This is a genomic window from Actinoplanes sp. TFC3 (assembly GCF_001553785.1).
GTDB lineage: Bacteria > Actinomycetota > Actinomycetes > Mycobacteriales > Micromonosporaceae > Actinoplanes.
Genome location: NZ_LOJP01000002.1, coordinates 1,109,835 through 1,132,872 on the forward strand (window position 1 = coordinate 1,109,835; position 23,038 = coordinate 1,132,872).

General features: G+C 67.8%; 21 protein-coding genes, 1 tRNA gene and 3 pseudogenes. 14 read left to right on the plus strand and 11 right to left on the minus strand.

Features of this window, described 5'->3' with window-relative positions; genetic code table 11:
* Positions 1-319: pseudogene (locus tag TFC3_RS32235) on the plus strand (hypothetical protein); the annotation flags it as partial.
* On the opposite strand, the gene TFC3_RS32240 reads toward TFC3_RS32235, so the two are convergent.
* Entirely contained in the window at positions 280-1,041 is a 762-nt protein-coding gene (locus TFC3_RS32240; protein ID WP_067509478.1) for a CPBP family intramembrane glutamic endopeptidase, read from the minus strand. The pseudogene TFC3_RS32235 and the gene TFC3_RS32240 sit on opposite strands and share 40 nt — an antisense overlap.
* A gap of 117 nt (positions 1,042-1,158) precedes the next feature.
* On the opposite strand from TFC3_RS32240, the gene TFC3_RS32245 reads away from it, so the two are divergent.
* Positions 1,159-2,271 carry a globin domain-containing protein gene (locus TFC3_RS32245; RefSeq protein WP_067509480.1) on the plus strand — a complete coding sequence of 371 codons (1,113 nt, stop codon included), beginning with the start codon at positions 1,159-1,161 and terminating at the stop codon, positions 2,269-2,271.
* On the opposite strand, the gene TFC3_RS32250 is transcribed toward TFC3_RS32245, so the two are convergent.
* Positions 2,268-3,821: a peptide deformylase gene (locus TFC3_RS32250; RefSeq protein WP_067509481.1), complete on the minus strand. Its 1,554-nt coding sequence runs from the start codon at positions 3,819-3,821 to the stop codon at positions 2,268-2,270. The genes TFC3_RS32245 and TFC3_RS32250 overlap by 4 nt on opposite strands.
* A gap of 317 nt (positions 3,822-4,138) precedes the next feature.
* Here TFC3_RS32250 and TFC3_RS32255 point away from each other — a divergent pair, with 317 nt between their 5' ends.
* Positions 4,139-4,948, plus strand: a complete 810-nt coding sequence (locus tag TFC3_RS32255) for an IucA/IucC family C-terminal-domain containing protein (protein WP_067509483.1) — start codon at positions 4,139-4,141, stop codon at positions 4,946-4,948.
* 18 nt (positions 4,949-4,966) lie between these two features.
* Here TFC3_RS32255 and TFC3_RS32260 read toward each other — a convergent pair whose 3' ends face one another.
* Positions 4,967-6,967 carry a hypothetical protein gene (locus TFC3_RS32260; RefSeq protein ID WP_082772656.1) on the minus strand — a complete coding sequence of 667 codons (2,001 nt, stop codon included), beginning with the start codon at positions 6,965-6,967 and terminating at the stop codon, positions 4,967-4,969.
* Between the two features lie 266 nt (positions 6,968-7,233).
* On the opposite strand from TFC3_RS32260, the gene TFC3_RS32265 reads away from it, so the two are divergent.
* The gene (locus TFC3_RS32265) at positions 7,234-7,947 is read left to right on the plus strand and encodes a bifunctional 2-polyprenyl-6-hydroxyphenol methylase/3-demethylubiquinol 3-O-methyltransferase UbiG (RefSeq protein ID WP_067509485.1); all 714 of its coding nucleotides are present in this window, start codon (positions 7,234-7,236) and stop codon (positions 7,945-7,947) included.
* 106 nt (positions 7,948-8,053) lie between these two features.
* Here TFC3_RS32265 and TFC3_RS32270 read toward each other — a convergent pair whose 3' ends face one another.
* Positions 8,054-8,584, minus strand: coding sequence for a YbhB/YbcL family Raf kinase inhibitor-like protein (locus TFC3_RS32270; protein ID WP_067509487.1), 531 nt, complete (start codon positions 8,582-8,584; stop codon positions 8,054-8,056).
* Between the two features lie 340 nt (positions 8,585-8,924).
* On the opposite strand from TFC3_RS32270, the gene TFC3_RS32275 reads away from it, so the two are divergent.
* A complete protein-coding gene (locus tag TFC3_RS32275) occupies positions 8,925-10,127 on the plus strand; it encodes a GAF domain-containing sensor histidine kinase (protein ID WP_067509489.1) in 1,203 nt (400 codons plus the stop codon).
* 278 nt (positions 10,128-10,405) lie between these two features.
* Here TFC3_RS32275 and TFC3_RS40250 read toward each other — a convergent pair whose 3' ends face one another.
* Positions 10,406-11,110, minus strand: a complete 705-nt coding sequence (locus tag TFC3_RS40250; protein ID WP_304438997.1) for a C40 family peptidase — start codon at positions 11,108-11,110, stop codon at positions 10,406-10,408.
* Between the two features lie 386 nt (positions 11,111-11,496).
* Between TFC3_RS40250 and TFC3_RS32285 the strand changes: the two genes are divergently transcribed.
* Positions 11,497-11,838, plus strand: a complete 342-nt coding sequence (locus tag TFC3_RS32285) for a YciI family protein (protein ID WP_067509491.1) — start codon at positions 11,497-11,499, stop codon at positions 11,836-11,838.
* Positions 11,835-13,013 carry an RNA polymerase sigma factor gene (locus tag TFC3_RS32290; RefSeq protein ID WP_067509493.1) on the plus strand — a complete coding sequence of 393 codons (1,179 nt, stop codon included), beginning with the start codon at positions 11,835-11,837 and terminating at the stop codon, positions 13,011-13,013. Before TFC3_RS32285 ends, TFC3_RS32290 begins: the two co-directional genes overlap by 4 nt.
* A gap of 9 nt (positions 13,014-13,022) precedes the next feature.
* On the opposite strand, the gene TFC3_RS32295 is transcribed toward TFC3_RS32290, so the two are convergent.
* Positions 13,023-13,814 (minus strand): TIGR02452 family protein, encoded by a 792-nt coding sequence (locus tag TFC3_RS32295; RefSeq protein WP_067509495.1) that lies wholly within the window; start codon positions 13,812-13,814, stop codon positions 13,023-13,025.
* Between the two features lie 31 nt (positions 13,815-13,845).
* Positions 13,846-14,367, minus strand: a complete 522-nt coding sequence (locus tag TFC3_RS32300; protein WP_067509497.1) for an NADPH-dependent FMN reductase — start codon at positions 14,365-14,367, stop codon at positions 13,846-13,848.
* Positions 14,368-14,503: 136 nt separating this feature from the next.
* Here TFC3_RS32300 and TFC3_RS32305 point away from each other — a divergent pair, with 136 nt between their 5' ends.
* A complete protein-coding gene (locus TFC3_RS32305; RefSeq protein ID WP_153040574.1) occupies positions 14,504-15,196 on the plus strand; it encodes a hypothetical protein in 693 nt (230 codons plus the stop codon).
* A gap of 268 nt (positions 15,197-15,464) precedes the next feature.
* Here TFC3_RS32305 and TFC3_RS32310 read toward each other — a convergent pair whose 3' ends face one another.
* Positions 15,465-16,439: an NAD(P)H-quinone oxidoreductase gene (locus tag TFC3_RS32310; RefSeq protein WP_067509962.1), complete on the minus strand. Its 975-nt coding sequence runs from the start codon at positions 16,437-16,439 to the stop codon at positions 15,465-15,467.
* A 323-nt stretch (positions 16,440-16,762) separates the two neighbouring features.
* The gene (locus tag TFC3_RS32315) at positions 16,763-17,686 is read right to left on the minus strand and encodes an AraC family transcriptional regulator (RefSeq protein WP_067509501.1); all 924 of its coding nucleotides are present in this window, start codon (positions 17,684-17,686) and stop codon (positions 16,763-16,765) included.
* A 78-nt stretch (positions 17,687-17,764) separates the two neighbouring features.
* Between TFC3_RS32315 and TFC3_RS32320 the strand changes: the two genes are divergently transcribed.
* The 3 genes from TFC3_RS32320 to TFC3_RS32330 all read left to right on the plus strand — a co-directional run bounded on the left by TFC3_RS32320 (position 17,765) and on the right by TFC3_RS32330 (position 19,727).
* Positions 17,765-18,442 (plus strand): NADPH-dependent F420 reductase, encoded by a 678-nt coding sequence (locus TFC3_RS32320; protein ID WP_067509503.1) that lies wholly within the window; start codon positions 17,765-17,767, stop codon positions 18,440-18,442.
* Entirely contained in the window at positions 18,439-19,383 is a 945-nt protein-coding gene (locus TFC3_RS32325; protein ID WP_067509504.1) for a zinc-binding alcohol dehydrogenase family protein, read from the plus strand. Before TFC3_RS32320 ends, TFC3_RS32325 begins: the two co-directional genes overlap by 4 nt.
* A gap of 256 nt (positions 19,384-19,639) precedes the next feature.
* Positions 19,640-19,727 (plus strand) — tRNA-Ser (locus tag TFC3_RS32330).
* 276 nt (positions 19,728-20,003) lie between these two features.
* Here the strand turns inward: TFC3_RS32330 and TFC3_RS38650 are convergent.
* Positions 20,004-20,456 carry a hypothetical protein gene (locus tag TFC3_RS38650; protein ID WP_173745404.1) on the minus strand — a complete coding sequence of 151 codons (453 nt, stop codon included), beginning with the start codon at positions 20,454-20,456 and terminating at the stop codon, positions 20,004-20,006.
* On the opposite strand from TFC3_RS38650, the pseudogene TFC3_RS32340 reads away from it, so the two are divergent.
* Together TFC3_RS32340 and TFC3_RS32345 are read left to right on the plus strand one after the other, a co-directional pair.
* Positions 20,422-21,092: pseudogene (locus tag TFC3_RS32340) on the plus strand (GntR family transcriptional regulator); the annotation flags it as partial. The gene TFC3_RS38650 and the pseudogene TFC3_RS32340 overlap by 35 nt on opposite strands.
* Positions 21,089-21,769 (plus strand): annotated as a pseudogene (locus tag TFC3_RS32345) (HAD family hydrolase); the annotation flags it as partial. The pseudogenes TFC3_RS32340 and TFC3_RS32345, both read left to right, overlap by 4 nt.
* A gap of 21 nt (positions 21,770-21,790) precedes the next feature.
* Here TFC3_RS32345 and TFC3_RS39805 read toward each other — a convergent pair.
* A complete protein-coding gene (locus TFC3_RS39805; RefSeq protein WP_082772657.1) occupies positions 21,791-22,039 on the minus strand; it encodes a GntR family transcriptional regulator in 249 nt (82 codons plus the stop codon).
* A gap of 79 nt (positions 22,040-22,118) precedes the next feature.
* Between TFC3_RS39805 and TFC3_RS32350 the strand changes: the two genes are divergently transcribed.
* Positions 22,119-22,379 carry a hypothetical protein gene (locus tag TFC3_RS32350; RefSeq protein WP_236718575.1) on the plus strand — a complete coding sequence of 87 codons (261 nt, stop codon included), beginning with the start codon at positions 22,119-22,121 and terminating at the stop codon, positions 22,377-22,379.
* Positions 22,380-23,038: the final 659 nt, after the last annotated feature.

Consider the following 23,038-nt stretch of genomic DNA (forward strand, 5'->3'; position numbering starts at 1 on the left):
CGCCCACCCAGCCCGCGCAGACGATCTCTTGGTGCTCGGCCGGGTCCACCCGAGCCGCGAGGATGCCGAAGCCGCCCTGGCCTCAGCAACCGAGTTCACCCATGAGGGCACCGGGATCGCCGACGCGGCGTGGCGATTGGGTCGGATGCTCACCGCGCAGGCCGGCGCTTGGGCCGCTACTCGCCTGGTTAACCGGTACTTCCCGGGTACCAGCTTGTTGACTGCGGCGTTGGCGAGCCGGGCGGCTGCTCGTACGAGTGCGGCTCGGGCCGAACTTTTCTACAGCCAGTTGAGCCAGCTTTCCGGGAGCAGGGTGTAGCCGACGAAGGCTGCGATGTCGAGGATGCTGTGCGCCACGATCAGCGGCATGACCCGGCCTTTGCGCAGGAAGAACAGGGCGAAGACCACGCCCATCACCGCGTTGCCGACGAAGGCGCCGAAGCCTTGGTAGAGGTGGTACGAGCCGCGCAGCACCGCGCTGGCCGCGACGATCCACCAGAAGCGCACGCCCAGGGTTTGCAGCCGGGTGATCAGGTAGCCGACCACGATCACTTCTTCGAGGATGGCGTTCTGCAGCGCGGAGAGGATCAGCACCGGCACGGCCCACCACACGGGTTGCAGCGCGGCGGGCACGATCTGTGCGTTGAGGCCGAGCTGCGCTGCGACGTACACCAGCAGCAACCCAGGGATGCCGATTGCCGCCGCCAGTGCAGTGCCCCAGCCCAGGTCCGCGGCCGGTTTTCGAAAGTCGATGCCGAGGGCTGGGCGGTCGCGGTTCAGCAGGTACAGCGCCAGCAGGACGGGAATCAGGGCGAAGAAGATCCCCAATATCTGGTACGTCAGATCCAGGTACGGCCGCGGTGACTGGGACGGGTTGAGGGTCGCAGTTTGCTGGGACAGCGGTTTGCCGGCGGTCAGCTTCGCGACGAGCGACACCACTGCGTACACCGCGGACTGGCCGAGCGACAGCAGCAGCACGATGGCGATTTCCCAGCGCAACTGGCTTCGGGTCGCCGGGGGCCGATCAAGGGTCACCGTCACGCGCCAACTGTAGGGCGGACTTCGACGCAAGCGACGCGCCGACTGTCGGAAATTGTGCGGTAAGAGTCGCACCTTGCGTGCGATGAGTAACCGCCCGCTCTCTCCACGCTAGGAGACATGGGAGACCTCGGACGCTTGCTCAAGGAGAGCTGGAGCCTCGTCGAGGAAAACCAGGACAAAGTCGCCGGCTATTTCTACGCTCGGATGTTCCTGTCGAATCCCGAGTTGCGCGAGCTGTTTCCGGTCTACCTGGAGGCGCAGCGGACGCGGTTGCTCAGGGCCATTGTCACGGCCATCCAAACCATCGAAGACCCGGACCGCTTCGACAGCTACCTGCACGCGCTTGGCCGCGATCATCGCAAGTTCCACGTGGAACCAGAGCACTTCGAGGTGGCGGGTGGGGCTCTGCTCGAGGCGCTGCGGCATTACGGCGGGGAGCAGTGGAGCATCGAGTACGACCAAGCCTGGGCCGACGCCTATACGGTGATCTCCACCAAGATGATTGCCGGAGCCGCCGCCGACAAGAACCCTCCCTCCTGGCATGCCGAGGTCATCGCCCACGAGCGGCGCGCGCATGACATCGCGGTGTTCACCGTGCGACCGTTGCAGCCGCTGGAATTCCGCGCCGGGCAGTACCTGAGCATCGAGTGCCCGCAGTATCAGCCGCGCTTGTGGCGTACCTATTCTCCCGCCAATGCCCCTCGACGCGACCACACGCTGGACTTTCACGTCCGGGCCCTCGGTGCCGGTTGGGTCTCCGGCGCGCTGGTCCGACGGCTCGCGGTGGGTGACATGCTGCGGCTCGCGGCACCGATGGGGTCGATGACCCTGGATCGGCGGTCGACGCGCGACACGGTGTTCGTGGCCGGCGGCACCGGATTGGCCCCGGTGAAGAGCCTGCTGGAGGAGCTGACCCGCTACAACCGGACCCGCTGGGTGCACGTTTTCTTCGGCGCCCGCACCCGCGACGAGCTGTACGACCTCGCCGACCTCAACCGCCTGGCCGCCCGCTACCCGTGGCTGTCTGTGGTCACCGCCTGCAGCGACGATCCCACCTTCCCGGGCGAGCGCGGCACCATCTCCGAGGTGGTGGCGCGCTACGGCCCCTGGAACGAGCACGACTTCTTCGTCTCCGGTTCCGGCGCGATGGTCCGGTCGTCGCTGCGCACCCTCGCCGAGCTACAGGTCCCCTCGATCCGGATCAAATACGACACCTTCACCGATTACTAGTACGACCACGGCCGGCCCGCCTGCTCGTACTCCTCCACCGGCACGAGGTTGGCATCCGGGGCCATCCGGTCCACGTACAGCCGGCCCTCCAGGTGGTCGATCTCGTGACCGATCAGCCGGGCCATCGCCCGCTCGAAGGAGGTGATCATCCGGGTGCCGTCGAAGCGGGCGTGCTCCACGTCCACCCGCAGCGGCCGCTCCACCAGACCCCGGTAGTCGAAGAAGGACAGGCAGCCCTCGTACTGCTCGTCGGTTTCCCCGGACTGGTCGACTATGCGCGGGTTGAGCAGCACGATGGGTTCGGCGCCGCGCTCGGGTGGGCGCACCACGGCGGCGGCAACCGCCAGGCCGATCTGCGGCGCGGCCAGCCCCACGCCCTTGCTGAAGTCGTGCAGTTGCTGCAGCCGGCCGAGGGTGGTCCGCAACGCGGAGACGGCTTCGCGTGCCTCCGCCTCCTCGCGGGGCAGCTGGAAGTGGCGCGCACGCTGGCGGAGCAGGTCCGCCCCGCGCTGCACGATGCCTATACCGCGCATCCGCTGGCTCGCTCTCAGCTCGTGACCGTTGACGTGTCCATTGCTGTGACCGTTGACGTCGGCGCCGGCCTCGGTGGCCGCCGGGGACTGACCGCGGAACCGCCATTCCAGCCGGTAGCGGGCGTTGAGCTGGGGCGCGTCGGTCGACCACTCGAAGATCGCGCGCCGGTTGTCGTTGTGGCGTTCCAGCGGGGTGCGCACCGGCACCTCCGCGGCCAGTGAGGTTTCCAGGCCCCACACCTGCGGCTCGAACTCCACCGGGAAGTTGAGCCGGACGGTGAGGTTGCGGGTGGGCAGCCGCACGGCCCGCTGGAACCATTGGCCCCACTTCTCCTCGCCCACGGTGTAGGCGTAGTCGATCGTGGTGCGCTCACCCGGGTAGAGCGGGAACTGGCCGTGCTCGTTGGCGAACAGCAGCCAGACCTCCTTGGAGGCGTCCCGGTCGAGCTTGAGCCGCCAGTGCATGGGCTCGGCGGCATCGCCCTCGCCCGCCACGGCGGTCAGCTTCATCTCCTCGAAGTTGAGCGGGTGCTGGCGGTGGTGCTGGTTGGAGCCGACCGGGTCGTGCGGGTAGCGGTCCACCGCGATCTTCACCAGGTAGCGGGTGACCGGCTCGATCCCGGCGTTGTAGAGGTCGCGGCGGATGCGGCACCGGTAGACCCCTGCGACATAGGTGAGCTCCGCGATCTCCTGCTCGACAATGAGCCCGGTGCCTGGCGGCATCCACTGCACCGGCACGGGTGGATCACGATGCAGGAGCGGGCCGCGGGCGTGCCGCAGTTCGTCGTACTCCTGAAATTTTTGCCAGATGGCGCCACCGGCGACCAGAACGGCCTCCGCGCGCCGGGCGAAATCCTCTGTTGGTTTGTGCCGGCGTCCCTCGACGTGGCTGACGTAGGAGGGGTCGAAGCCCATACGGGCGGCGAGCTGCTTCTTTGTCATCCCGCGTTCGACCCGCCATTGCGCGAGTGCCGAAACGAACTGGTCGGCGGCCCTCTCGACAGGCGAGGTGGTCATCACGGATGTCCCCTTTGCGACAGGAATCTCAGTGTCCATGGCCTCCGGTGTCCACAAGGGGCTTGTAGCGCTTTGCCGACAGATACCTTGACGAAACCGGCAACGCCGCAACGTTGTGTTAGGTCACCCTTGCTCCGGGTATTTGGTCCACAAATACCTGTCTGGGGGGCGGGAAACAGGGCGTCCCAAGGAATGGTTAGGCTAGCCTTAGCGGAGTACGGTGGGTCACCTTGAAGGATTTGGCCCCGAACGGCGACGGGCAGGGTGAAGACGGTGAAGAAGCAGCGGGTCCGGGCTCGCCGCGTCGGCGGCAGCCGATGACCACCGCACTGGATCGTGCCCTCTCCGATCACTCAGCGTTCGCCGAGGAGCCACTCGCCCCGGTCACCGCTGCGCTGCGGGCCATGTTCGGCACTTCCACCGAGCTACCCGGTCTCGCCCCGGATCTGCTCGTCCAAGATCCCACCACGTGGACGCCGACGGCCGCCCTGGCCGGTGAGTCCCTCGACGTTCTGCTCGACTCCCCCCGCCGGCGCTGGCAGGCCCAGCCGCCCGCCGCGGCCGCGCTCGCCTGGAAGGCCTACACCTACTGGCTGGCCCTGCCGGCCGTGCTGGGCTGGGCCTCGACCCGGCGGGTGCCGCTGCTGACCGGCTCGAGCGCGCTGATGCACTTCGACGACCCGCGCCCGCTGGTGACCCTGGGCATGCACCCGGACATCACCGTGGCGGTGCTGCCCTCCGACCCGCTGGCTCTCAGCGGCCTGTCGCAGGTCCGCGTGGTCGCCGATGAGGCCGACCTGCTGGCTGAGCTGCGCCGCTCGTTGCTTGACGAGCACCTGACGCCGATGCTGGAGGCCATCCAGAGCCGGGTCCGGCTGGGCAAGCGCACGCTGCTGGGCTCGCTGGCCTCGGGAGTCGCCTACGCGGTGCTGCGGTCGGCCGACGTGATGCCCGGGTCCTCCGCCAGCGCCATCGACATCCTGCTCGGCGCGCTCGGCGTCGAGGACTTGATCGAGCTGGTGCCCGGTCGCGCCGGCAAGCTGGACGTGCAGCGCAAGACTTGCTGCCTGGCCTTCACTCTGCCCAAGCCCAAGGTGTGCCTGGGCTGCTGCATCAAGCAGAGCTGACCCCTCAACCCACCGGCCTCAGCTGGTGGGGGCAGCGGCCAGCGTCGCCGACGGGTCGTCCACCAGGTTGCGCACATCCCACACCCACGCGCCGCCGGTCCAGGTCGGCTGGAAGCCCAGCAGGTCGGTCATCGCCCGCAGCATCTCGATGTCGCGCACCTGCGGCGTCAGCACCACCACGCCGGCCTTCCAGTAGCGCAGGTCGGCCAGCGTCATCTCGCGCCGGGTGTCGGTGATGTCCGGGGTCGGGTTGCCCTGCTTGATCGAGGACATCAGGCCGCTGGTCGGCCGCCACGGCGGGGCGAACATCGCGGACTTGTCGTCCGGGTCGAGCGGGTTCTGGCTGGGCAGCAGCGCGTAGGCGCTGGCGATGCGCATGTCCTGACCGGTGTACGCACTCCAGCGCATCGGGTCGGGGAACGAACTGTCGGTCGGGGGCAGCGACACCAGCGTGTGGTTCTCATCGACGTACTGCCGCCAGGCGCCGGACGTGACGAACTCCGGCACCGGATCCATCTGCGTGCTGCGCAGCGGGGTGGGCGCCAGCGGGACCAGCGCCATCGCCACCGCGGTGATCATGGCAACCCGCACCGGACCGCGCGCTGACGGCTGGGCCTTCATCAGGTCCGAGGCCTTCTGACAGCCGAGCGCGAGCACGATCGCGACCATCGGGGCGATCGCCATCGCCCAGCGGGTCGGCACGGCCGAGTTGAGGACCGGCACGCTGTGCAGCAGCCCCCACAACCCCGCCATGCCGGTGTCGTGGCCGTTGAGGCGGACCACCGGGCCGAGCGACAGCGCGCCGAAGAACGCCGCGATGGCGGCCAGCGTGACGACCACGGCGCTGCGGCGCATCCACACCACCAGGCCGGCGAACAGGATCACCAGCCCCCAGCCGAAGAACGCGTTCTCCTCGGAGGCGTTCTGGGCGAGGTGGCCCGCGGTCACCGTGTTGCCGGCGATCGAGCGCCGGGCGTACGCGGTGAAGGAACCAAGATCGGCACCGAAGGAGCGGACGAACTCGGGCAGCCCGTGATAGCTCTGCGGTCCGAGGAACTGAACATAGAGCGGGTACGACAGCAGGGTCAGCGTGGCCACCGCTGCCACGGCAAGGGCGCGCAGGAACGGCTTCACCTCGCCGGGCTGGCGACGGCGGCGCGCGATTGCCATGACCCCGCAGAAAATGCCGGCCCCCACAGCGGTCATGAACAGAATTTCGAGATTGATGAAAGCTTGCCAAACAAGCAGCCCGGCAAGAATCAACCCGTTGCGGATCGCGCGACCGGGCCGGCGCAGCTCCAGAGTGCGCCAAATGATCAGCGGCACCAGGAACTGAGAAACGATGTTGGGGTGACCGCCGGCATGCGAAATCATGCTTGGCGCAAAGGACGCGAACAGCGCACCGACCCAAGCGGCCAGTCGGGAGCCGACAAACTGCCGCGACAACACGAGATACCACGAGATGCCGGTGCACGCCAACGCGAGAGTAAGAAACGCGTTGAACGACACATGCGGACCGAACATCACAGTGATGGGCGTCATCGGCAGCGAAACGGCCAACGCCGAGGTGTTGGCCATCATGTTCACCCCATCGGGGTAATTCATGCGATCGGAGAAGAACGGATAAACGCCATCCGTGAGCACCCGGGCACCGTGCGCCAGCATCCACTCGAAGAAGGCCTGGTCCTGCGGATCATCGCGCAACTCGTGATCAAGGTTGAGCCACAACGGCGCGGTGATGAAGAGCGCTACCGCAATGAACGAGGCAATAGCGAGCAGATCTCGCCAGGTGAGAGATCGCCACCAACGCGGGCGCGCGAGCGGTGCGCTTTGCTGCTCCTCGGTCGTGTGATCAGATGCTGTGCGTTCTGCGGGTATGACGGAGATCGACGCCGCTGAGACCTCGCTTTCCAAAGCGATCAGCTCGGCGTCCAGGTCTTCTGCGGCGGCCGTACGGTCCGGAAGCGATGCGTTCCCACCCGGTGACTGGCCTGTCGAGTCAATACCCGTAATCGTCATAGCATCGGCGAGCCTAACCGAGCTTGGTAACGGAGTAGTGACGGGCGCCCGATGCGTGATCGACCCGATATGTACGCACGTTTTAGTGGTAAGTGGCGGGCGTCGTGCATGATGGGTTACGGACCGGGGTTGCTCACGCCGCAATGTCTCATTCTGGCAAAATATGAGCGGTAACCCCCCGCTCAACTTTCGGTTGCGTGCGCCGGATGGTTAACTCTTCCGGTCCCGCTGTCAGCTCGGATCGGCAAGACGAGGGAACCTTACTTATGGCAGACATCACTGGAGACCAGAGGGTCCAGTCCGAAGTGCTCGAAGGCCTCGCCACGGCCGTGAACCACCGTCAGTGGTTCGTCGAACTGGCTATCCCCTACCTGGGAGAAAACCCGATCGAGATCGGCAGCGGCCTCGGGGACTACGCGCTGGCCTGGTCGGAGCACGTACCGCACTTCACCGCCACCGAGGCGGACCCGGACCGGCTGGTGCAGCTCAAGGAGCGCCTGGCCGATCACCCCACGATCGACGTGCGGCAGATGCTGCTGCCAGCGACCGACGCGGCCGGCGAATACAGCGCCGCCGTGTCGTACAACGTGCTCGAGCACATCGAGGACCACGTGGGCGCGCTGCGCAGCATGGCCGAGCTGGTCCGCCCGGGCGGCCGGATCATCCTGATCGTCCCCGCGTTCATGTTCGCCATGAGCCAGGTCGACATCGCAACCGGCCACATCCGGCGCTACACCAAGAAGACGATGCGCGCCGCTATGACCGAGGCGGGCCTCACCATCGAGAAGCTGCACTACGCCAACGCCCTGGGCCTGATCGGCTACTACGGCGCGACAAGCATCTTCAAGCTGGCCCCCAAGGAGGGCCCGATGGTGAAGATCTACGACAGCGTGGTACTGCCGGTGACCAAGGCCGCCGAGAGCATCGTCAAGCCGCCGTTCGGCCAGTCGGTCTTCGTCGTCGCCAAGGTGCCCGGCTGATCGGCTCGCACCGCGGGACACAGACGCGCCTCGCCGGTCCCGCCGGCGATCGCGAGGGGTAAGTACACGGGAAAGCCCGCCGGATACCCGGCGGGCTTTACCGTTGTCAGCCCTTGATCTGATATGTGGGCCGCAGGGTCGCCCGGGCCAGCGTGTGGAACGCGAGGTTGAAGCCGACGTAGGCCGGGGTCGCGTCCGGGCCGACCTCGAGCCGGTCGACGTCCAGCGCGTGCACCGCGAAGACGTAGCGGTGCGGGCGGTCTCCCGGCGGCGGTGCGGCACCGCCGTAGCCGGCCTCGCCGTAATCCGTGCGGATGGTGAAGGCATCTTCCGGCAGCGGGTCCACGCCGCGCGGCAGCTCGGTCACCGAGGCCGGCAGGTTCACCAGCACCCAGTGCCAGAAGCCGCTGCCGGTGGGGGCGTCCGGGTCGAAGCAGGTCACTACGAAGCCCCGGGTTTCGGCGGGGAAGCCGGACCAGGCGAGCTGCGGCGACAGGTTCTTACCGCCGACACTGGTGTGCACGTACAGCTCGTCGAGCTGCTGACCGTCGGTCACGTCCGTGCTGGTCACCGTGAAGGCGGGCACCGGCGGCAGGATGTCGTACGGATCCGGTGCCTCAGAGCGCTCCAAGCTCATACTCGTCAGTCCTTCCCACGACTGCGGTGTACGCATCCTGACTGCCCTCGGAAAGCCGCGGGTAACCAGGAGATACGTCATCCGGCTTTCGCCGTCGATTCGCCTCGTACCCGGGTGGGCGACATCGATGAAAACGCACACGTGGTGCGGGGGCGAACCGGGGTATGCGGCGATAGTCAAGTCAGACATCCGACCAGGTACGTGCGGCAGAGATCCCCGTGCCCGGTGGTGAACGGTCGTTCGCGGCCAGCAAGCCGGCACCCGTCCCCACGGCGGGTGCCGGCTGCCGTTACCGGGCGAATCGGTCCATCACCACCTCGCCCAGTGAGACGATCGGCTGGTGAGAGCACCTACGCCGGACAACGAGGCAGCCCGGCTCGCCGCGCTGCGCGACGCCGAGGTGCTCGACACCGCCGCCGAGGAGGACTTCGACGACATCGCGCAGCTGGCCTCGGAGATCTGTGGCACGCCGGTGGCCCTGGTCACCCTGATTGCCGAGGACCGGCAGTGGTTCAAGGCGAAGGTCGGCCTCGACCTGACCTGCGTCCCCCGCGACGTCTCGCTGTGCGCGTACGCCCTGCACAGTCACGACCTGCTCGAGGTGCCCGACACCCGGGCCGATCCCCGGTTCCTGGACAACCCGCTGGTCACCGGCGAGCAGGGCTTCCGCTTCTATGCCAGCGCCCCGGTGATCCTGGACGGCAGCCACGCGGTCGGCACGGTATGCGTCCTCGACCGCCAGCCCCGGGAGCTCACCGGGGGCCAGCGCCGGGCCCTGCGCAGCCTCGCCCGGCACGCCTCGGTGCAGCTGGAGCTGCGGCGCTACGCCCGGCACGCCGGGGAGATCTCCGACCGGATGCGCCAGCTCGACCGGATGAAGGACTCGTTCCTGGCCAGCGTCAGCCACGAGCTGCGGACGCCGTTGTCCTCCATCCGCGGTTATCTGGAGATGCTGCTGGAGGACGACTTCGACGCCGACACCTCGCAGCGCTTCCTGCTGGTCATGCAGCGCAACTCGGATCGGCTGCTGCGCCTGATCGACGATCTGCTGACGGTGGCGCGTGCCCACGACGACGGGCTGGACCTGGATCTGGCCGAGGTCGACCTGGCCGATCTCGCCCATCAGGTCGCGCATTCCTGCCGGCCGCTCGCCGAGCACCGCGAGGTCAAGCTGATCGATCGGACGTCGAGCCCGATGCATGTACGAGGGGATGCCAAGCGGCTGCAGCAGGCGCTCAACCACTTGATCGTCAACGCCCTCAAGTTCACCGCTCCCGGCGGCGAGATCATGCTGACCTGCACCGACGCGAGCGAGCCGGAGCTGACCATCACCGACACCGGGGTGGGCATCCCGGCCAGCGAGCTGCCGCACGTTTTCGACCGCTTCTTCCGCAGCGCCGCGGCCGACTCGATGGCCGTACCCGGGCCGGGGATCGGGCTCGCCATCGTGCGCTCGATCATCGACGCGCACCACGGCAGTATCCACCTGGAGAGTGAGCCAGGGGTCGGCACCACGGTCCGGCTCACGCTGCCCAAGCCCTGAGCCGTGAGCCCACTGGCTCAGCCGGTGATGGCCCGGCCGGGGGACGCCATAGTCGTTGCCGCTGTAGTCGCGATGCCCTTCGACATAGTGCACCTCACGCCCAGGCGCTGCAGCACGATGCCCAGTTACGACTGGGCCAGCGACTTGGCGTCCACCGCGGCGGCCGAGATCATGACGTCGATCAGGGTGAAGCCCGCGTCGGCCTCGCGGTCCGGCGCGGGCTGCTTCCTCATGAACGTCACCATCGGCAGCGCAACCGCCGGCTCAAGCAAGCACGGTCAGAAACGTTCGATGTGCAACCCCTGGTACATCCGGCGATACACCACTCCGGTGCGCGAGTTGCCGGCGTCGATCATCATTCCGCCGCCCATGTACACGCCCACGTGACCGGGACCGACAACCAGATCTCCGGGCCGGGCCGAGGACCTCGAAACGGTGTACGCCCGCGCCGCCTGAGCCCCCGAGGAATGCGGAAGCCGCAGTCCGGCCTGGGCATATGCGCGTTTTGTGAAACCGGAGCAGTCGAAGGAATTCGGGCCCTCACCGCCGGAGCGGTACCGTTTTCCGACCTGCGCCCGAGCATAGGAGAGCACGGCTGACATTCCGCGGGAGGCGCGCCGCACCGTCGTTTTGCGCCGGGCGGTTCTGCGGCCCGGGGCCACGCTTACCGTACGGTGCACCGCTGTGGTTTTCCGGTGCCTGACTTTGGCTTTGCGCGTGGCTGCGGCCCGGCGTTCGGTCTGGGCGCGCGCGGCTGCGGCCCGGCGTTCGGCGGCGGCTCGGCGCGCCTCAGCGGCCCGGCGACGGGCGGCGGCGCGCTTCTCGGCCAGCTCACGAGCGTGCTCGGCCCGCCGTACGGCCAGGACTTGACGCTGAGCCGCACGCAGCGCCGTCGCGGCAGGCCGGGTGGCCGACCGCCGAGCCGCGGATCGGGAGGCGGCGCGAGGCACACTGCGCGCCTCCACGTCCGGTTGCGCTGCCACGGCCGGAGCGGCCGCAAGAATGGGGGGAATGTGAGCTTCCGCGGGCATTTCCACGGGTTCAAAAACCGGTGCGCTGATGGCGAGCGCAAGCGCTCCGGCGGCCAGCACACGGCCGGTGGACGGACGAGACAGCGAAGCCTCCGAACTCGGCCCGGAGCTCTCACGCGAATCCCATTCCGGCGGGGTCCGCGTCAGCGGCCACGCCAGATGTCACCGCTTGTGCGGCGACAATGGGAACCCGGGCAATTGGCTATTCCGTCGACCATGCCAACACACATTTGCCGTCGCGTTCGGCGGAATTGGCAAAATCATCCCGGCGCGGCTGTCGATTTCGGGCGGCTCTGATCGTGTCAAGAGTGACGTATTCATCCGAGAGGAGTCAGACGATGAAGCAGTACATGTTGGGCGTGTTTCAACCCGACGGGCCCACCCCGGACGCGGCGTTCCTGGAGCCGCTCATGCGGGACCTGGCCGCGTTGCGAGCGGATATGCACGACGCCGGAGTCTTCGTTTTCAGCGCCGGATTGTGCCCGCCGGACACCGCCACGGTCGTCCGTGCGGGTGACAACGGCGTCCTGCTCACCGACGGCCCGTTCACCGAGGGCAAGGAGCACCTCGGCGGCTTCACCGTGATCCAGGCCGAGAACCTCGACGCCGCGCTGAAGTGGGCGGCGCGGATGGCCACGATCACGACGCTGCCGATCGAGGTCAGGCCGTTCCAGGGATGACAACCGCCAGCCTCGGCGAGGTCCACCGCGCGGAGTACGGCCGCGCGGTGGCCACCCTGACCCGCTATCTCGGCGACCTCGACCTGGCCGAGGACGCCGTGCAGGACGCTTTCGCGGTCGCAGCCGAGCGCTGGGCGCACGACGGCGTGCCGCCGAGCCCGGCCGGCTGGATCATCACCACGGCTCGCAACCGGGCCATTGACCGGCTCCGGCGTGAGGCGGCCCGCGACGGCAAGGAGGCGGAGGCCGTGCGGCTGTGGCATCTCGGCGAACCTGTGGACGTACCGGATGATCTGTTGCGATTGATTTTCACGTGCTGCCACCCGGCGCTGCGGCCGGAAGCGCAAGTCGCTCTCACGTTGCGCCTGCTCGCAGGGTTGCGCACCGGGGAGATTGCGGCCGCGTTCTTGGTTCCGGAAGCGACCATGGCGCAGCGGATCGTGCGGGCCAAGGCAAAGATTCGTGATGCCGGCATTCCGTATCGCGTGCCCGACGACGCGGAGCTTCCCGAGCGGCTGCACCCGGTATTGGCGGTGCTGTATCTGGTGTTCAACGCCGGGTATACGGCTATGCGCGGGGATTTGCTGGCCGAGGCGCTCCGGTTGGCTCGGCTGCTGGTGGCCTTGTTGCCGGGCGAAGCGGAGGCGCGGGGGTTGCTGGCTCTGATGCTGCTGATCATGTCCCGGCAATCGGCGCGTACCACTGTGGACGGCAGGTTCGTCCGGCTCGCTGATCAGGATCGGTCCAAGTGGGACACTACGTTACTTGTAGAAGGGCAACGGATAGTGCAGGATTGTGTACGGCGGGGGCAGCCCGGTCCGTACCAGATCCAGGCAGCCATCAATGCGGTGCACAGCATCGCCCCGAGCGCCGCAGCCACCGACTGGTCGGCGATTCTGCAGCTGTACGACCAACTCCTGGCGCTCACGCCGACGCCGGTGGTGGCGTTGAACCGGGCGGTCGCGGTGGCCGAGGTGCACGGGCCGCGAACCGGGCTGGAAATCGTTGAGGGGCTGAGCCTCGACGGCTACTACGTGTTCCACGCCGTCCGCGCCGAACTCCTCGCCGCAACCGGGCGGGCCGACGAGGCGGCGACCGAGTTCCGGCGCGCCGCCCACGTAGCTGAGAACGACGTCACCCGTGCACACCTGCAGGAGCGCAGCAGACTGGCGTGATCCGCGACGCTATCGTTTCTGAGCTGCGAAAACTTCGGTGAAGGGCGGCCGGTTGGGACCGAGCACCGCGAACACCACCTGCTCGAACGGCATGCCGCGCAACGCGTCGGCGAACGCCTGGGCGACCATCGCCGGATCATTGCCGAAAACTCCGCAGCCCCATGCTCCGAGCACCAGCCGCTGATGTCCGTGCGCGGCGGCCACCTCGAGAACCCGGCGAGCACGCCGGCGCAGCGTCTGCTCCACCTCACCCAGCAGATCCGGCTGGGTGCCCCGGATCGCGCCACGGTTCGGGGCCGCCGCGGTGATGAACGAGACCGGGTACGCCGCGGGCAGCAGATCACCGTGGTCATCGCGGAACACCGGTACGGCCGGGGAGTAGATGACGCGGTCGGTGTACGTGAGTTCGTGGTGCGTACGGTGGTAGGCGTAGAAGTCGTGCACCGCCAGTAGACAGGGGTACAGCGCCGAACTGCGGGCGATGCTCTCCTCCTGGGCCTCAGCGCCGTTGAGGAACCCGCCGCCCGGGCTGCGCGCCGACGCGAAGACCAGCGCGGCCACATCCCCGCCCAGCCGTCGCGCCGCGGCCAGGGTCGATTCACCGGTTACCTCGAAGGCTGGGCTCGCTGCACCGTCCCATCCGTTGCGTCCGGCAAGAACGTCGTCGGGCAGGTAGAGCCGGGTGCCGTCGATGGCGGGCGCGACGTCTACTCGTACCTCCAAGCCTTGATCGGTCTGGTAGTAACCACGCTCGGCGATCGTCACCGTCTCGCGTGCCATCTCCCGTAGTCGTGCACTCATAGGTCGACAATGATGGCGAAGCGGCCGAAGCTCAAGCGGGATATGGTCGCGCGCGGCGGGCTTCGTGCAGTGTGCGGCCCCACCACGCGAGGTTGTCGAGCAGCCGGCGCAGCGCTGCCGAGCCGCCCGGATCCAGGGGCTGACCGTCGGCATCGAAGCAGGCCCGGCCGCCGTGGAAGCTGACCGTTTCCCGAATCGTGTGCGCGTGCAGCTCGGCGAAGACCGGCCGCAGATGCTCCACCGCTCGCAAACCGCCGGACAGCCCGCCGTACGAGACAAAAGCCACCGGCTTGGCGCGCCACTCGACACCGTGGTCGTCGATCGCTGACTTCAACGGCCCGGGATAGCTGTGGTTGTACTCGGGTGTGACCACCACAAACGCGTCCGCCGCGCCGAGCTGCTTGGTGACTGTGGCGCGCTCCAGCAGGTCGACGTGATCCGCTTCGAAGCCGGGATGCTGGTCGGCCCCGGCCCCCACCCACCGGGCAATGGTCGGCCCGAAGCGGCCCTCCCTGGTGCTGCCGACGACCACTGCGACTCGTAGCTTGTCCATGACCCGGACACTAAAAGCTGAACCTCACTTGAAGTCAACCCGGTCGGCCGATAACCCCCACGTTTCGGGCGAACCGGACGCGGTGAATCACTACTCCACAATGGCATTTGCCCGCTTCGCCAGCCATCCTGTCGCCATGCGTCTGATCTTGTCCGCGCTGCTCACCACGGCGCTTGCTGTTCTTTCCCCCGCAGGACCCGCCTCAGCGACCCCGGCCGCTCCCGCCGTTGTCAAGATGACCTTTGATGCCGCCCCCGAGCCGGTCGTCAAGGGCGCAACGATCACCCTGACCGGCCGCGTCTGGCTGAAGGCAACCGGCAACCGAACCAAGGTCAATTTCTACTTCCAGAAAGCGGGAACCCCGGCTTCCGCGTACGTCTACCAGGGCTACGCCACCACTACGGACGCCGGCACCTTCACCCGTCGCTTCACGGCCACCACCACCGGAACGTGGAAAGCGGTATTCGCCGGCACCGCCAGCCGCAAGAACGCCGCCCGCGTCGACGAGGTCCAGGTCGTGCAGCGCCGCTCCAAGGAAATCGCCACGTACGGTCCGCTCAAGGGCTACTACGCCACGCCGACAATCCGCATCCCCAGCGCTGACTACAAGGCGATCGCCACGTACAGCTGTGAAGACGACGGTTTGCTGGTCCTGGTCTGGAACGGCCAGCCCGACGTGGGCGAGGCAGTCGGCTCGGACGAGGTCGGCGGAACGGTGACCCTCAACGGCCACCTCGGTGCGCGCAGCGGCTACTTCGAGGTAGGCACGTGGCCCGGCTGCACCTGGACGCTGCGCATCTTCGCCGGCATCGTCACAACTCAGGTGTAAGTCTCCGGACTTCCCTCAAGTGGCCCCACGCTCAGCCGACTGAGGCGTCTGCGGCCGCGGGCTGCCGATCGGCCAGGATCCCCCCTCCTGGCCGATCGCTGCGTTTACGGCTGAGGGCTTGCCGGGTCGCACCAGGGTGCCGCAAGGGGTGGCAGGTGCGACGAACGACGGTACGTTCGCCCTCGGCTTGGTCCTGGTGCCGGTGATCCTGGGCGCCTGTGCGCCTTGGGGTCTGGTCAACTGGTGGCTGTGGCGGCTGCGGCTTCCCCTATGCCAGCAGCAGAATCTTGCCCAGATGGTCGCTTGCTTCCATCAGCCGGTGCGCTTCGGTGGCCTCGGCCATCGGCATTGTGCGGTCGATGATCGGGCGGATCGTGCCCGCGTTGACCAGCGGCCACACAGCATTGCGGACGCCTTTGACGATGCGGGCCTTTTCGTGGGCCGGGCGAGCTCGCAGGGTGGTGGCGGAGACCGAGGCGCGCTTGGCCATCAGGGTGCCGAAGTTGAGTTCGGCCTTGGTGCCGCCCTGCATGCCGATGGTGACGAGGTGGCCGTTGGTGGCCAGGGCGTCGAGGTTCCGGGCCAGGTATTTGGCGGCGATGATGTCGAGGATGACGTCGGCGCCGTGGCCGTTTGTGAAGGTCTTGACCTCCTCCACGAAGTCCTTTGTCGTGTAGTCGATGGCCAGGTCGGCGCCGAGCGCGGTCAATTGCTCGTGCTTGGGTTCGCGGGCCGTCACCAGAACAGTCGCGCCGAGCGCCTTGCCGAGCTGGATGGCGAACGTGCCGATGCCTCCGCCGCCGCCGTGCACGAGCAGCGTCTGGCCTTGCCGCAGCCGAGCGATGTCGACCACGTTGGACCAGACCGTGCAGGCGACCTCAGGCAGTGCCGCCGCCTCCTGCACCGACAGGCCCTGCGGGATGGGCAGCAGTTGGCCGGCCGGGACCGCGACCTGTTCGGCATAGCCACCGCCGGCTAGCAGCGCGCACACCCGCTCGCCGACGTGATGGCCGGTCACTTCGGCACCGACGGCGCTGATCACGCCCGCGCACTCAAGGCCGGGGTATTCGGGGGCGCCCGGGGGTGGCGGGTAGTGGCCCTGGCGTTGCATCACGTCGGCGCGGTTGACCGCGGCGGCGGTGACCTGAACGATCACTTCGCCCGGGGCCGGCTCGGGGTCGGGGACCTCGGCCCAGACCAGCGCCTCGGGGCCGCCCGGTTTCTCGATCACGATCGCGTGCATGCCTTCAGGTTGCCCGACTGGTGTGACAAGAAACCGGGCAACCGGCTCAGCCCTGCAAGCACCGATGATCTTGGTGAACCGGTACGCCGACCGCGCGACGCCGCTGCAGGTGTCGTCGTTCGGGTAGCCCCCGGCGCCCTGGCGATCGCGGTTCAACGGCCAGAGGGTGAGCCGGGCAATCTGGTGCTGCTGGGCGTACGTCGTGCTGGTACGCATCCGCATCGCTGTAGCCATGAGCGGTCTTAAGTTTGTTCTTGAGACCGTCGGCGGCCTGAATGGTAAGCCCACCCTGATTGCCCGACGTGTTTATGCCGCCGGTGTTCTCAGCGGAGCCTGTCCTGCCTGACGGATGCGGCGTAGCGGCGCGGGGGCGTACCCATGATGCGTTTGAACGCGGTGCTGAAGGCGTGTTCGGACTCGTATCCCAGGGAGCCGGCGATCCGGGCGATGGTGTCGTCGCTGTGCTGGAGGCGCTCGGCGGCGAGCATCATCCGCCACCGTGCCAGGTAGGCGATCGGGGTCTCCCCAGCGCGGGCCCGGAAGCGTTCGGCGAAGGTGGTGCGGGACATGCCGGTGGTCGTAGCGAGTTCCCGGACGGTCCAGGGGTGAGCGGGGTCGGCGTGCATCGCGGCGAGGGCGGCATGCACCTGTGGGTCGGCGAGTGCGGCGAACCAGCCGACGTCGTCTCGGGCCGGCGCGGCCAGGTAGAGGCGCAGCGCCTGGACCAGCATCATGTGCGCGAGTTGCTGGGCTATCAGGGCCGAGCCGGGGCGGGGCTCGCGGAACTCCTCCATCATCAGCTCGATCGACCAGCGCAACCGGACCCGGTCATCGGAGGTCTTGACCACCATGAGCGGGGGCAGGTCGTGCAGCAGCAGTTCGAGGTGCGGGCTACGGGCTTCGAAGCGGCTTCCGACCAGGTAGACCTCCCCGCCACCGTTATGGGTGACGACCTGCCCGCTGCGGTCGGGGTCGAGCACCACGGAGGAGCGCACCGGTTCGACGTGCGCTGCGCTGCCGATGACGGCGGTCCGGCCGGTGGGCAGCACGAAACAGGCGCCTTCCGGGATCGGCACCGGCGCATTGCCGTCGATCGTCAGCCAGCAGGAGCCCTTGACGACCGCGTAGCACTTGATCCGGCCGGTCAAATCGTCGAGTTCCAGAGCCCAGTCACCACCGGCGTCGAATCCGGCGGTGATGTAGCTGCGTGGCTTCAGCAGCGCCAGTACCTCGCTCAGCGGGTCCACGCTACCTCCGGACGTTCACGAACAAACTGCGGTTCTTCTAGCATAGAACGTACGGCTAGGGCGGCTTAGATTCGGATCATGACAACGATTGGTTTCATCGGCAGCGGACGGATCGGCGGCGCGCTCGCGCAGCTGGCCGCCGCCGCCGGGCACGACATCGTCCTGAGCAACAGCCGCGGACCGCAGAGCCTGCGGGAGACGGCGGCCCGGCTGGGCACCCGGGCCCGGACGGCGACCACCACCGAGGCTGCGGCCGCCGGTGACCTGGTCGTGGTGACCATCCCGGTCCGGGCGTACCGGCAGGTGCCGGTCGCAGCGCTGCACGGCCGGGTCGTCATCGACACCCTCAACTACGACCCGGCACGCCAAGGCGCCGTCCCCGAGATCGAGGCCGGCGACACCCCGCCGCACCTGCTCTTGCAGTCACACCTGCGGGACGCGTACGTGGTCAAGGCGTTCAGCAACGTGTTCTTCCGGCACCTGCCGCAACTCGCCCGAACGGCCGGCGCGCCCGACCGCAGCGCCGTGCCCATCGCGGGCGACTCCGCAACGGCCAAGGCGGCGGTCGCCACCCTGATCGACTCGCTCGGCTTCGACGCCTATGACGTGGGACCACTCGCCGAGAGCCGCCGGTTCGCGCCGGGCACGCCCGCGCAACTGGCCTATCTCGATCCGGATGGCATGGTCGCCGCCCCCGGCCGCCCCGCCTCCGCCGCCGACCTGGCCGCGCTTCTGGAGAAGGCGGAGCGGTCATGAAAGCAGCGGTCGTCACTGCATACGGCACGGCCCCTCGATACCTGGAGTTCCCCGGCCCGAAGCCGGCCGGCGAGCACGAGATCGTTGTGGAGGTGCTGGCTGCCGGCCTGCATCCCCGAGTCCGCATGCAGGCCGACGGGTCGCACTACACCAGTGCCGGATCCGGCTTGCCGCTCGTGCCGGGCATCGACGGCGTCGGCCGTGACGCCGACGGTCGGCTCTGGTACTTCATGTCGCTGAACGGCACCTACGGGTCGATGGCCGAGCGCGCGGTCATCGACACACGGCACAGCGTCATCCTGCCCGCCCACGCCGACCCGTTGACCATCGCTGCGACGCTGAACTGTGTGATCGCCTCCTGGCTGGCGCTCACCCGGCGGGTCACGCTGCGGCCCGGACAGAATGTTCTGGTCCTGGGCGCCACCGGCGGCACCGGACGCATGGCGGTGCAGGTCGCCCGCCGGCTTGGCGCCGATCAAGTGGTTGCCGTGGGCCGCGACCCCGAACGGCTCGCCGCGCTCCCCGGCGCCACCGCGACCGCTCTGACCGGTGACGCAGAGACGATCGCTCGCACCGGCACCGAGATCGACATCGTGCTCGACTTCCTCTGGGCTGAACCAGCAGCCAAGGCGATTGCCGCGATGGTTTCGAACCGGGCCGACCCGACCCGCCCACTTACCTGGGTGAACCTCGGTGAGATGGCCGGACCCCGAGCGACACTGCCGGCCAGCGCGTTGCGCTCGACCAAGCTTCATGTTCTTGGCAGTGGCCAGGGATCACTGGCCAGCACCACCATGACCACCGAGATCCCCGCCGTTGCCGCCGCCATCGCCGACGGCGCATATGCCGTGGAGCCCGACCCCGTCCCGCTGCACGATGTCGAGCATGCCTGGTCACTCCCCGCTGACAGCAGCAAGCGCATCGTCATTCATCGCCTCTGACCGAGGAACCGCCCACCCGACGCGTGAACGTGAGACCGATAACAGTAAATCCACCGATCCGAGTCCTTCGGGCACCGATCTCCCGCCGCCGTGCCCAGCAGCGCTGAACCCATTGAGCTGCCACAATGTCCGGCACCACACTGATGCACCCGTCTCCGACGGCAGGGGCCTGGCCGGCGCGGGGGCGCGCCACCAGGCCCCGTATCCGTTCGGTACGACCCCGGTCGATCTGGCACACTAAGACCCGCCGTTATCGGGAGGGCTCGCCTAGTGGCCGATGGCGCCGGTCTTGAAAACCGGTGAGGCGTTACGCGTCTCCGTGGGTTCGAATCCCACGCCCTCCGCTCTCCACCCAGCAAAAACCCCCGCCGACCAGCGCGAACGCAGCCCGGCGGGGGTTGGCGTCTTCGGGTTCGAAGTCTCACTCGATCTCGTCGAGCGCCGCTTGATCCCGCTCGCTGCGGCAAGGATGCGGCAACGAGCGGCTCACACCGCCGCGTCCTCTCACCTGCTGAGCGCCTCAGCGATCCGCTGCCGCGCCGCGCCATCCTGGCCTTCGATGCACTTGGCGTAGACCTTTAGGAGAACGTGCACGCGGACAGCGGTCTTCGCTCGGTGCTTCAGCTCCCGGTGCTCTCGAATGGCCATCGCATCGTCCCCCAGCCTTGCCCGACGTGTTGCGTCGAACCGAATAGCCGAAGCGTTCTGAGGTGCAGCGCCTCGGCTGGGCAGGATGCCGCGTAATAGCGGCAGGCGAAGAAGGCCGTGAGTCGCGGATGATGACCGGCTACTACGCCGATCAGTACGAGCGCTTGCTGCGGGTTGACAACCGAGCGCCGATCAATCTCCTCGGTAGACTTCGGAGTCACCCACTGCACGTTCTCCAGAGGGCGAACCGACAACAGGCGCAGCTCGAACGCATATCGCAGTGCCCCGTAGAAGACTGCGCGCTTGCGAGCGATGGTGTTCGCGGCTGCCTGTTTGCCGTCCAGCCGCAGGGATAACTCATCGAGTGCCTTGCGAACCAGAGCGGCGTCGTTGGAGATCCTGCGGACCGAGCGGCTGATCGTCACCAGGCAGGGCAGCGGCGCGTTCGTCCGAGCCCAGACACAGCGTGCGGTCGAGCTGCACCCGCACATCGAAGCTTCGTTCGAGCGCCCGCACGTGACCATCGACTTCGCCGGTTTCTCCGGCGAGACGCACTCGCCGAGGCCCTGGACAAAGTCCGCGTCGGCCGGCTCGCCCCGGAGACCATCGCCGTACGCGTCCTGATCTCTGACATGACCGCACCGATGGCCCTACCCACCCGTGCCGAGACCCAGTCCGACGATCCGGCCGTCCGGGAACGTGCCGAACGGATCACCCGCCGCGCGGCAAACGGCATCATTGACCAGGTCGCCGAGCTGGGCGATCTCGGACTCATCCGCTCCACCACGGTCGAAGTCCGCTTGCACCGAGCATCGCCGCTGTTCAAGCTCTACATCCTCAACGGGGAAGAAGTCTTCTACGGCTTCTACCCGGTCGTCGAACGCACGGTTTCGGTCAAGGGTGAGCCCATGGCGATCTACGACCTGATGGGCAAGGACGTCCCGCTGTTCCACTACGCCGTGACCGATGACGACGCGTCCCACGGAACCCAGTTCGTGGAAGCTTCGAAGCAGTGGTTCGACTCCGTGTGGTCGACGATCGCCTACCGGTACGAAGCATGAACGCCAACGACGTGGCCGCCCTTCTCAACAGCGTCGACGCTGTCCTACTCGACTTCGACGGCCCGGTGTGCAGCATCTTCGCCGGCTACCCGGCCCACGACATCGCGGCCGAGCTGGTAGAGCTACTGCACCGCCACGAGGTCGACGTGCCATCCCACCTCGCCGGGGCGCGTGATCCACTCGAAGTGCTGCGGTGGACCGGGACCACGACCGATCAACGCATCACGCGCCTAGTCGAGGATGCCCTCTGCGAGGCAGAACGGCGCGCGGTTGCGACCGCCGCGCCCACGCCGTACGGACGGGAAGTCATCGTCGCTGCTCGGCAAGCCGGCCTGCCGGTTGCGGTAGTGAGCAACAACTCGGCCGGCGCAGTGAGCGCCTACCTCGCCGCACACCGGTTGACCGGCCACGTCTCACCGGTCATCGGCCGCGCGTACGCCGAGCCGGAACGGATGAAGCCCAACCCCGAGCCCATCTCCCGTGCCGTACGGATGCTCGACGTGCCGCCGGCCCGGAGCGTCCTGGTCGGCGACTCGCTGTCGGACATTGAGGGCGCGCACGCGGCCGGCGTCCGCGTCATCGCCTACGCCAACCGTCCCGCTAAGCTCGACACCTTCCAAGCCGCCGGGGCGGATGTGGTGGTCGCCAGCATGGGACCGCTCGCCGAAGCGCTCGTCGCCGGCGCGGAGCAGGCGGAGTCAGTCGGCGGCAGCGGCCGAGGGCGGGGAGACATACGTGCCCCGCTGCGGGACAGTGAAGACCAGGCCGCGCTCCCTGAGAACGGCGACCGCCCGGCGGACGGTTCCCCGCGCGATACCGAACTCTTGCACTAACTGAAGTTCCGAGGGGATCGGCCGGTTCGGCTGCCAGTCCCCACGCTCGATACGCCCACCAAGAATCTCGGCGAGCTGGAGATAGGGCGGCACCGGCCCATCCGGTTCGATCACCTCCCCAAGCTAAACGACCGCTATCGACTGAATACCCATAACCACATTCCTGTACGTCTAAGAACAAACTTGTACAAGCTTGAGCCAAAGCGATTTCGAAGCTGAAAGGCACGTCATGGAAGAGCACCTACCCGAACGGCCATCGTGGGACTGCGGCAAGTGCGGCGAGGCGTGGCCCTGCGCCATCGCCAAGGTCAACCTCTCGATCGAATACCTCGGCAGCCGATCGGCCCTTCTGCTATACCTCGGCATACAGCACTGGGTGGCATTCGACGACTACGCCGCATCCGGCGCGATACCTGCCGACCTGCATGAGCGCTTCCTCGGCTGGGTCCGGTAGCCCAGCTGTGGAGCCCCGACACGACCCGCTACTCCGGGGCGTCAGACTCACTCGCTCCGACCTCGGTGGCATGGCAGTTCTTTGGAACGACGACCTCATCGGTTGGCTTCACGCCAGCATCGGCGACAAATGGAACGCTTATGTATGTGGTCCTGGACCTGACGACCCGGGTCAACATATCGGCCGGTTCACCCGAGACGAGGCCGTCCGCCGCATCGCGTTGGAGGCAGGCTGGCGAAAGGCTCCCTGAGCGACCTTGGCATCCCGACTCGCGCGGCGCTCGTATCGGTCGGCCGGTCGCCGCGATTCGCGTTCGAAGCTTCTGTACGTTTCCAAGACGGTCCGAAACGGGCCGCTCACGCCGCCGCCTAGGCGCGTCCATCGCTTAGCTGTCGCACGCGACGGCCACGCAGGCGACCTCGTCGGCTGGCGTGGAAAGCGGATCGGGCCGCAGCGACGACAGGGCGCAGCGGGATGAAGGGTTGAGGAGCGTTGCGCGGCGGGCCGACCGGCGCGGCCTGGCCGCGCACCCCGTCACCCACGACCGGGCAAGCCGAGCAGACCCCCGCCGGCACCCACCGGCCTGGGTTTCTGGCGTCGAGGCCGTCTTGACGCGGCGGGCTCAGCCGACGGCCCGCTCCCACGGTGGGCGGGTCGAG

What these genes read in the sequence shown, in the direction of transcription:
- TFC3_RS32300 (WP_067509497.1), bottom strand. Translation starts at nt 14,367, where the DNA reads ATGGACAAGCTACGAGTCGCAGTGGTCGTCGGCAGCACCAGGGAGGGC.
- TFC3_RS32305 (WP_153040574.1), top strand. Translation starts at nt 14,504, where the DNA reads ATGCGTCTGATCTTGTCCGCGCTGCTCACCACGGCGCTTGCTGTTCTT.
- TFC3_RS32265 (WP_067509485.1), top strand. Translation starts at nt 7,234, where the DNA reads ATGGCAGACATCACTGGAGACCAGAGGGTCCAGTCCGAAGTGCTCGAA.
- TFC3_RS32245 (WP_067509480.1), top strand. Translation starts at nt 1,159, where the DNA reads ATGGGAGACCTCGGACGCTTGCTCAAGGAGAGCTGGAGCCTCGTCGAG.
- TFC3_RS32285 (WP_067509491.1), top strand. Translation starts at nt 11,497, where the DNA reads ATGAAGCAGTACATGTTGGGCGTGTTTCAACCCGACGGGCCCACCCCG.
- TFC3_RS32270 (WP_067509487.1), bottom strand. Translation starts at nt 8,584, where the DNA reads ATGAGCTTGGAGCGCTCTGAGGCACCGGATCCGTACGACATCCTGCCG.
- TFC3_RS32310 (WP_067509962.1), bottom strand. Translation starts at nt 16,439, where the DNA reads ATGCACGCGATCGTGATCGAGAAACCGGGCGGCCCCGAGGCGCTGGTC.
- TFC3_RS32260 (WP_082772656.1), bottom strand. Translation starts at nt 6,967, where the DNA reads ATGACGATTACGGGTATTGACTCGACAGGCCAGTCACCGGGTGGGAAC.
- TFC3_RS32325 (WP_067509504.1), top strand. Translation starts at nt 18,439, where the DNA reads ATGAAAGCAGCGGTCGTCACTGCATACGGCACGGCCCCTCGATACCTG.
- TFC3_RS32255 (WP_067509483.1), top strand. Translation starts at nt 4,139, where the DNA reads ATGACCACCGCACTGGATCGTGCCCTCTCCGATCACTCAGCGTTCGCC.
- TFC3_RS32290 (WP_067509493.1), top strand. Translation starts at nt 11,835, where the DNA reads ATGACAACCGCCAGCCTCGGCGAGGTCCACCGCGCGGAGTACGGCCGC.
- TFC3_RS32250 (WP_067509481.1), bottom strand. Translation starts at nt 3,821, where the DNA reads ATGACCACCTCGCCTGTCGAGAGGGCCGCCGACCAGTTCGTTTCGGCA.
- TFC3_RS32320 (WP_067509503.1), top strand. Translation starts at nt 17,765, where the DNA reads ATGACAACGATTGGTTTCATCGGCAGCGGACGGATCGGCGGCGCGCTC.
- TFC3_RS32295 (WP_067509495.1), bottom strand. Translation starts at nt 13,814, where the DNA reads ATGAGTGCACGACTACGGGAGATGGCACGCGAGACGGTGACGATCGCC.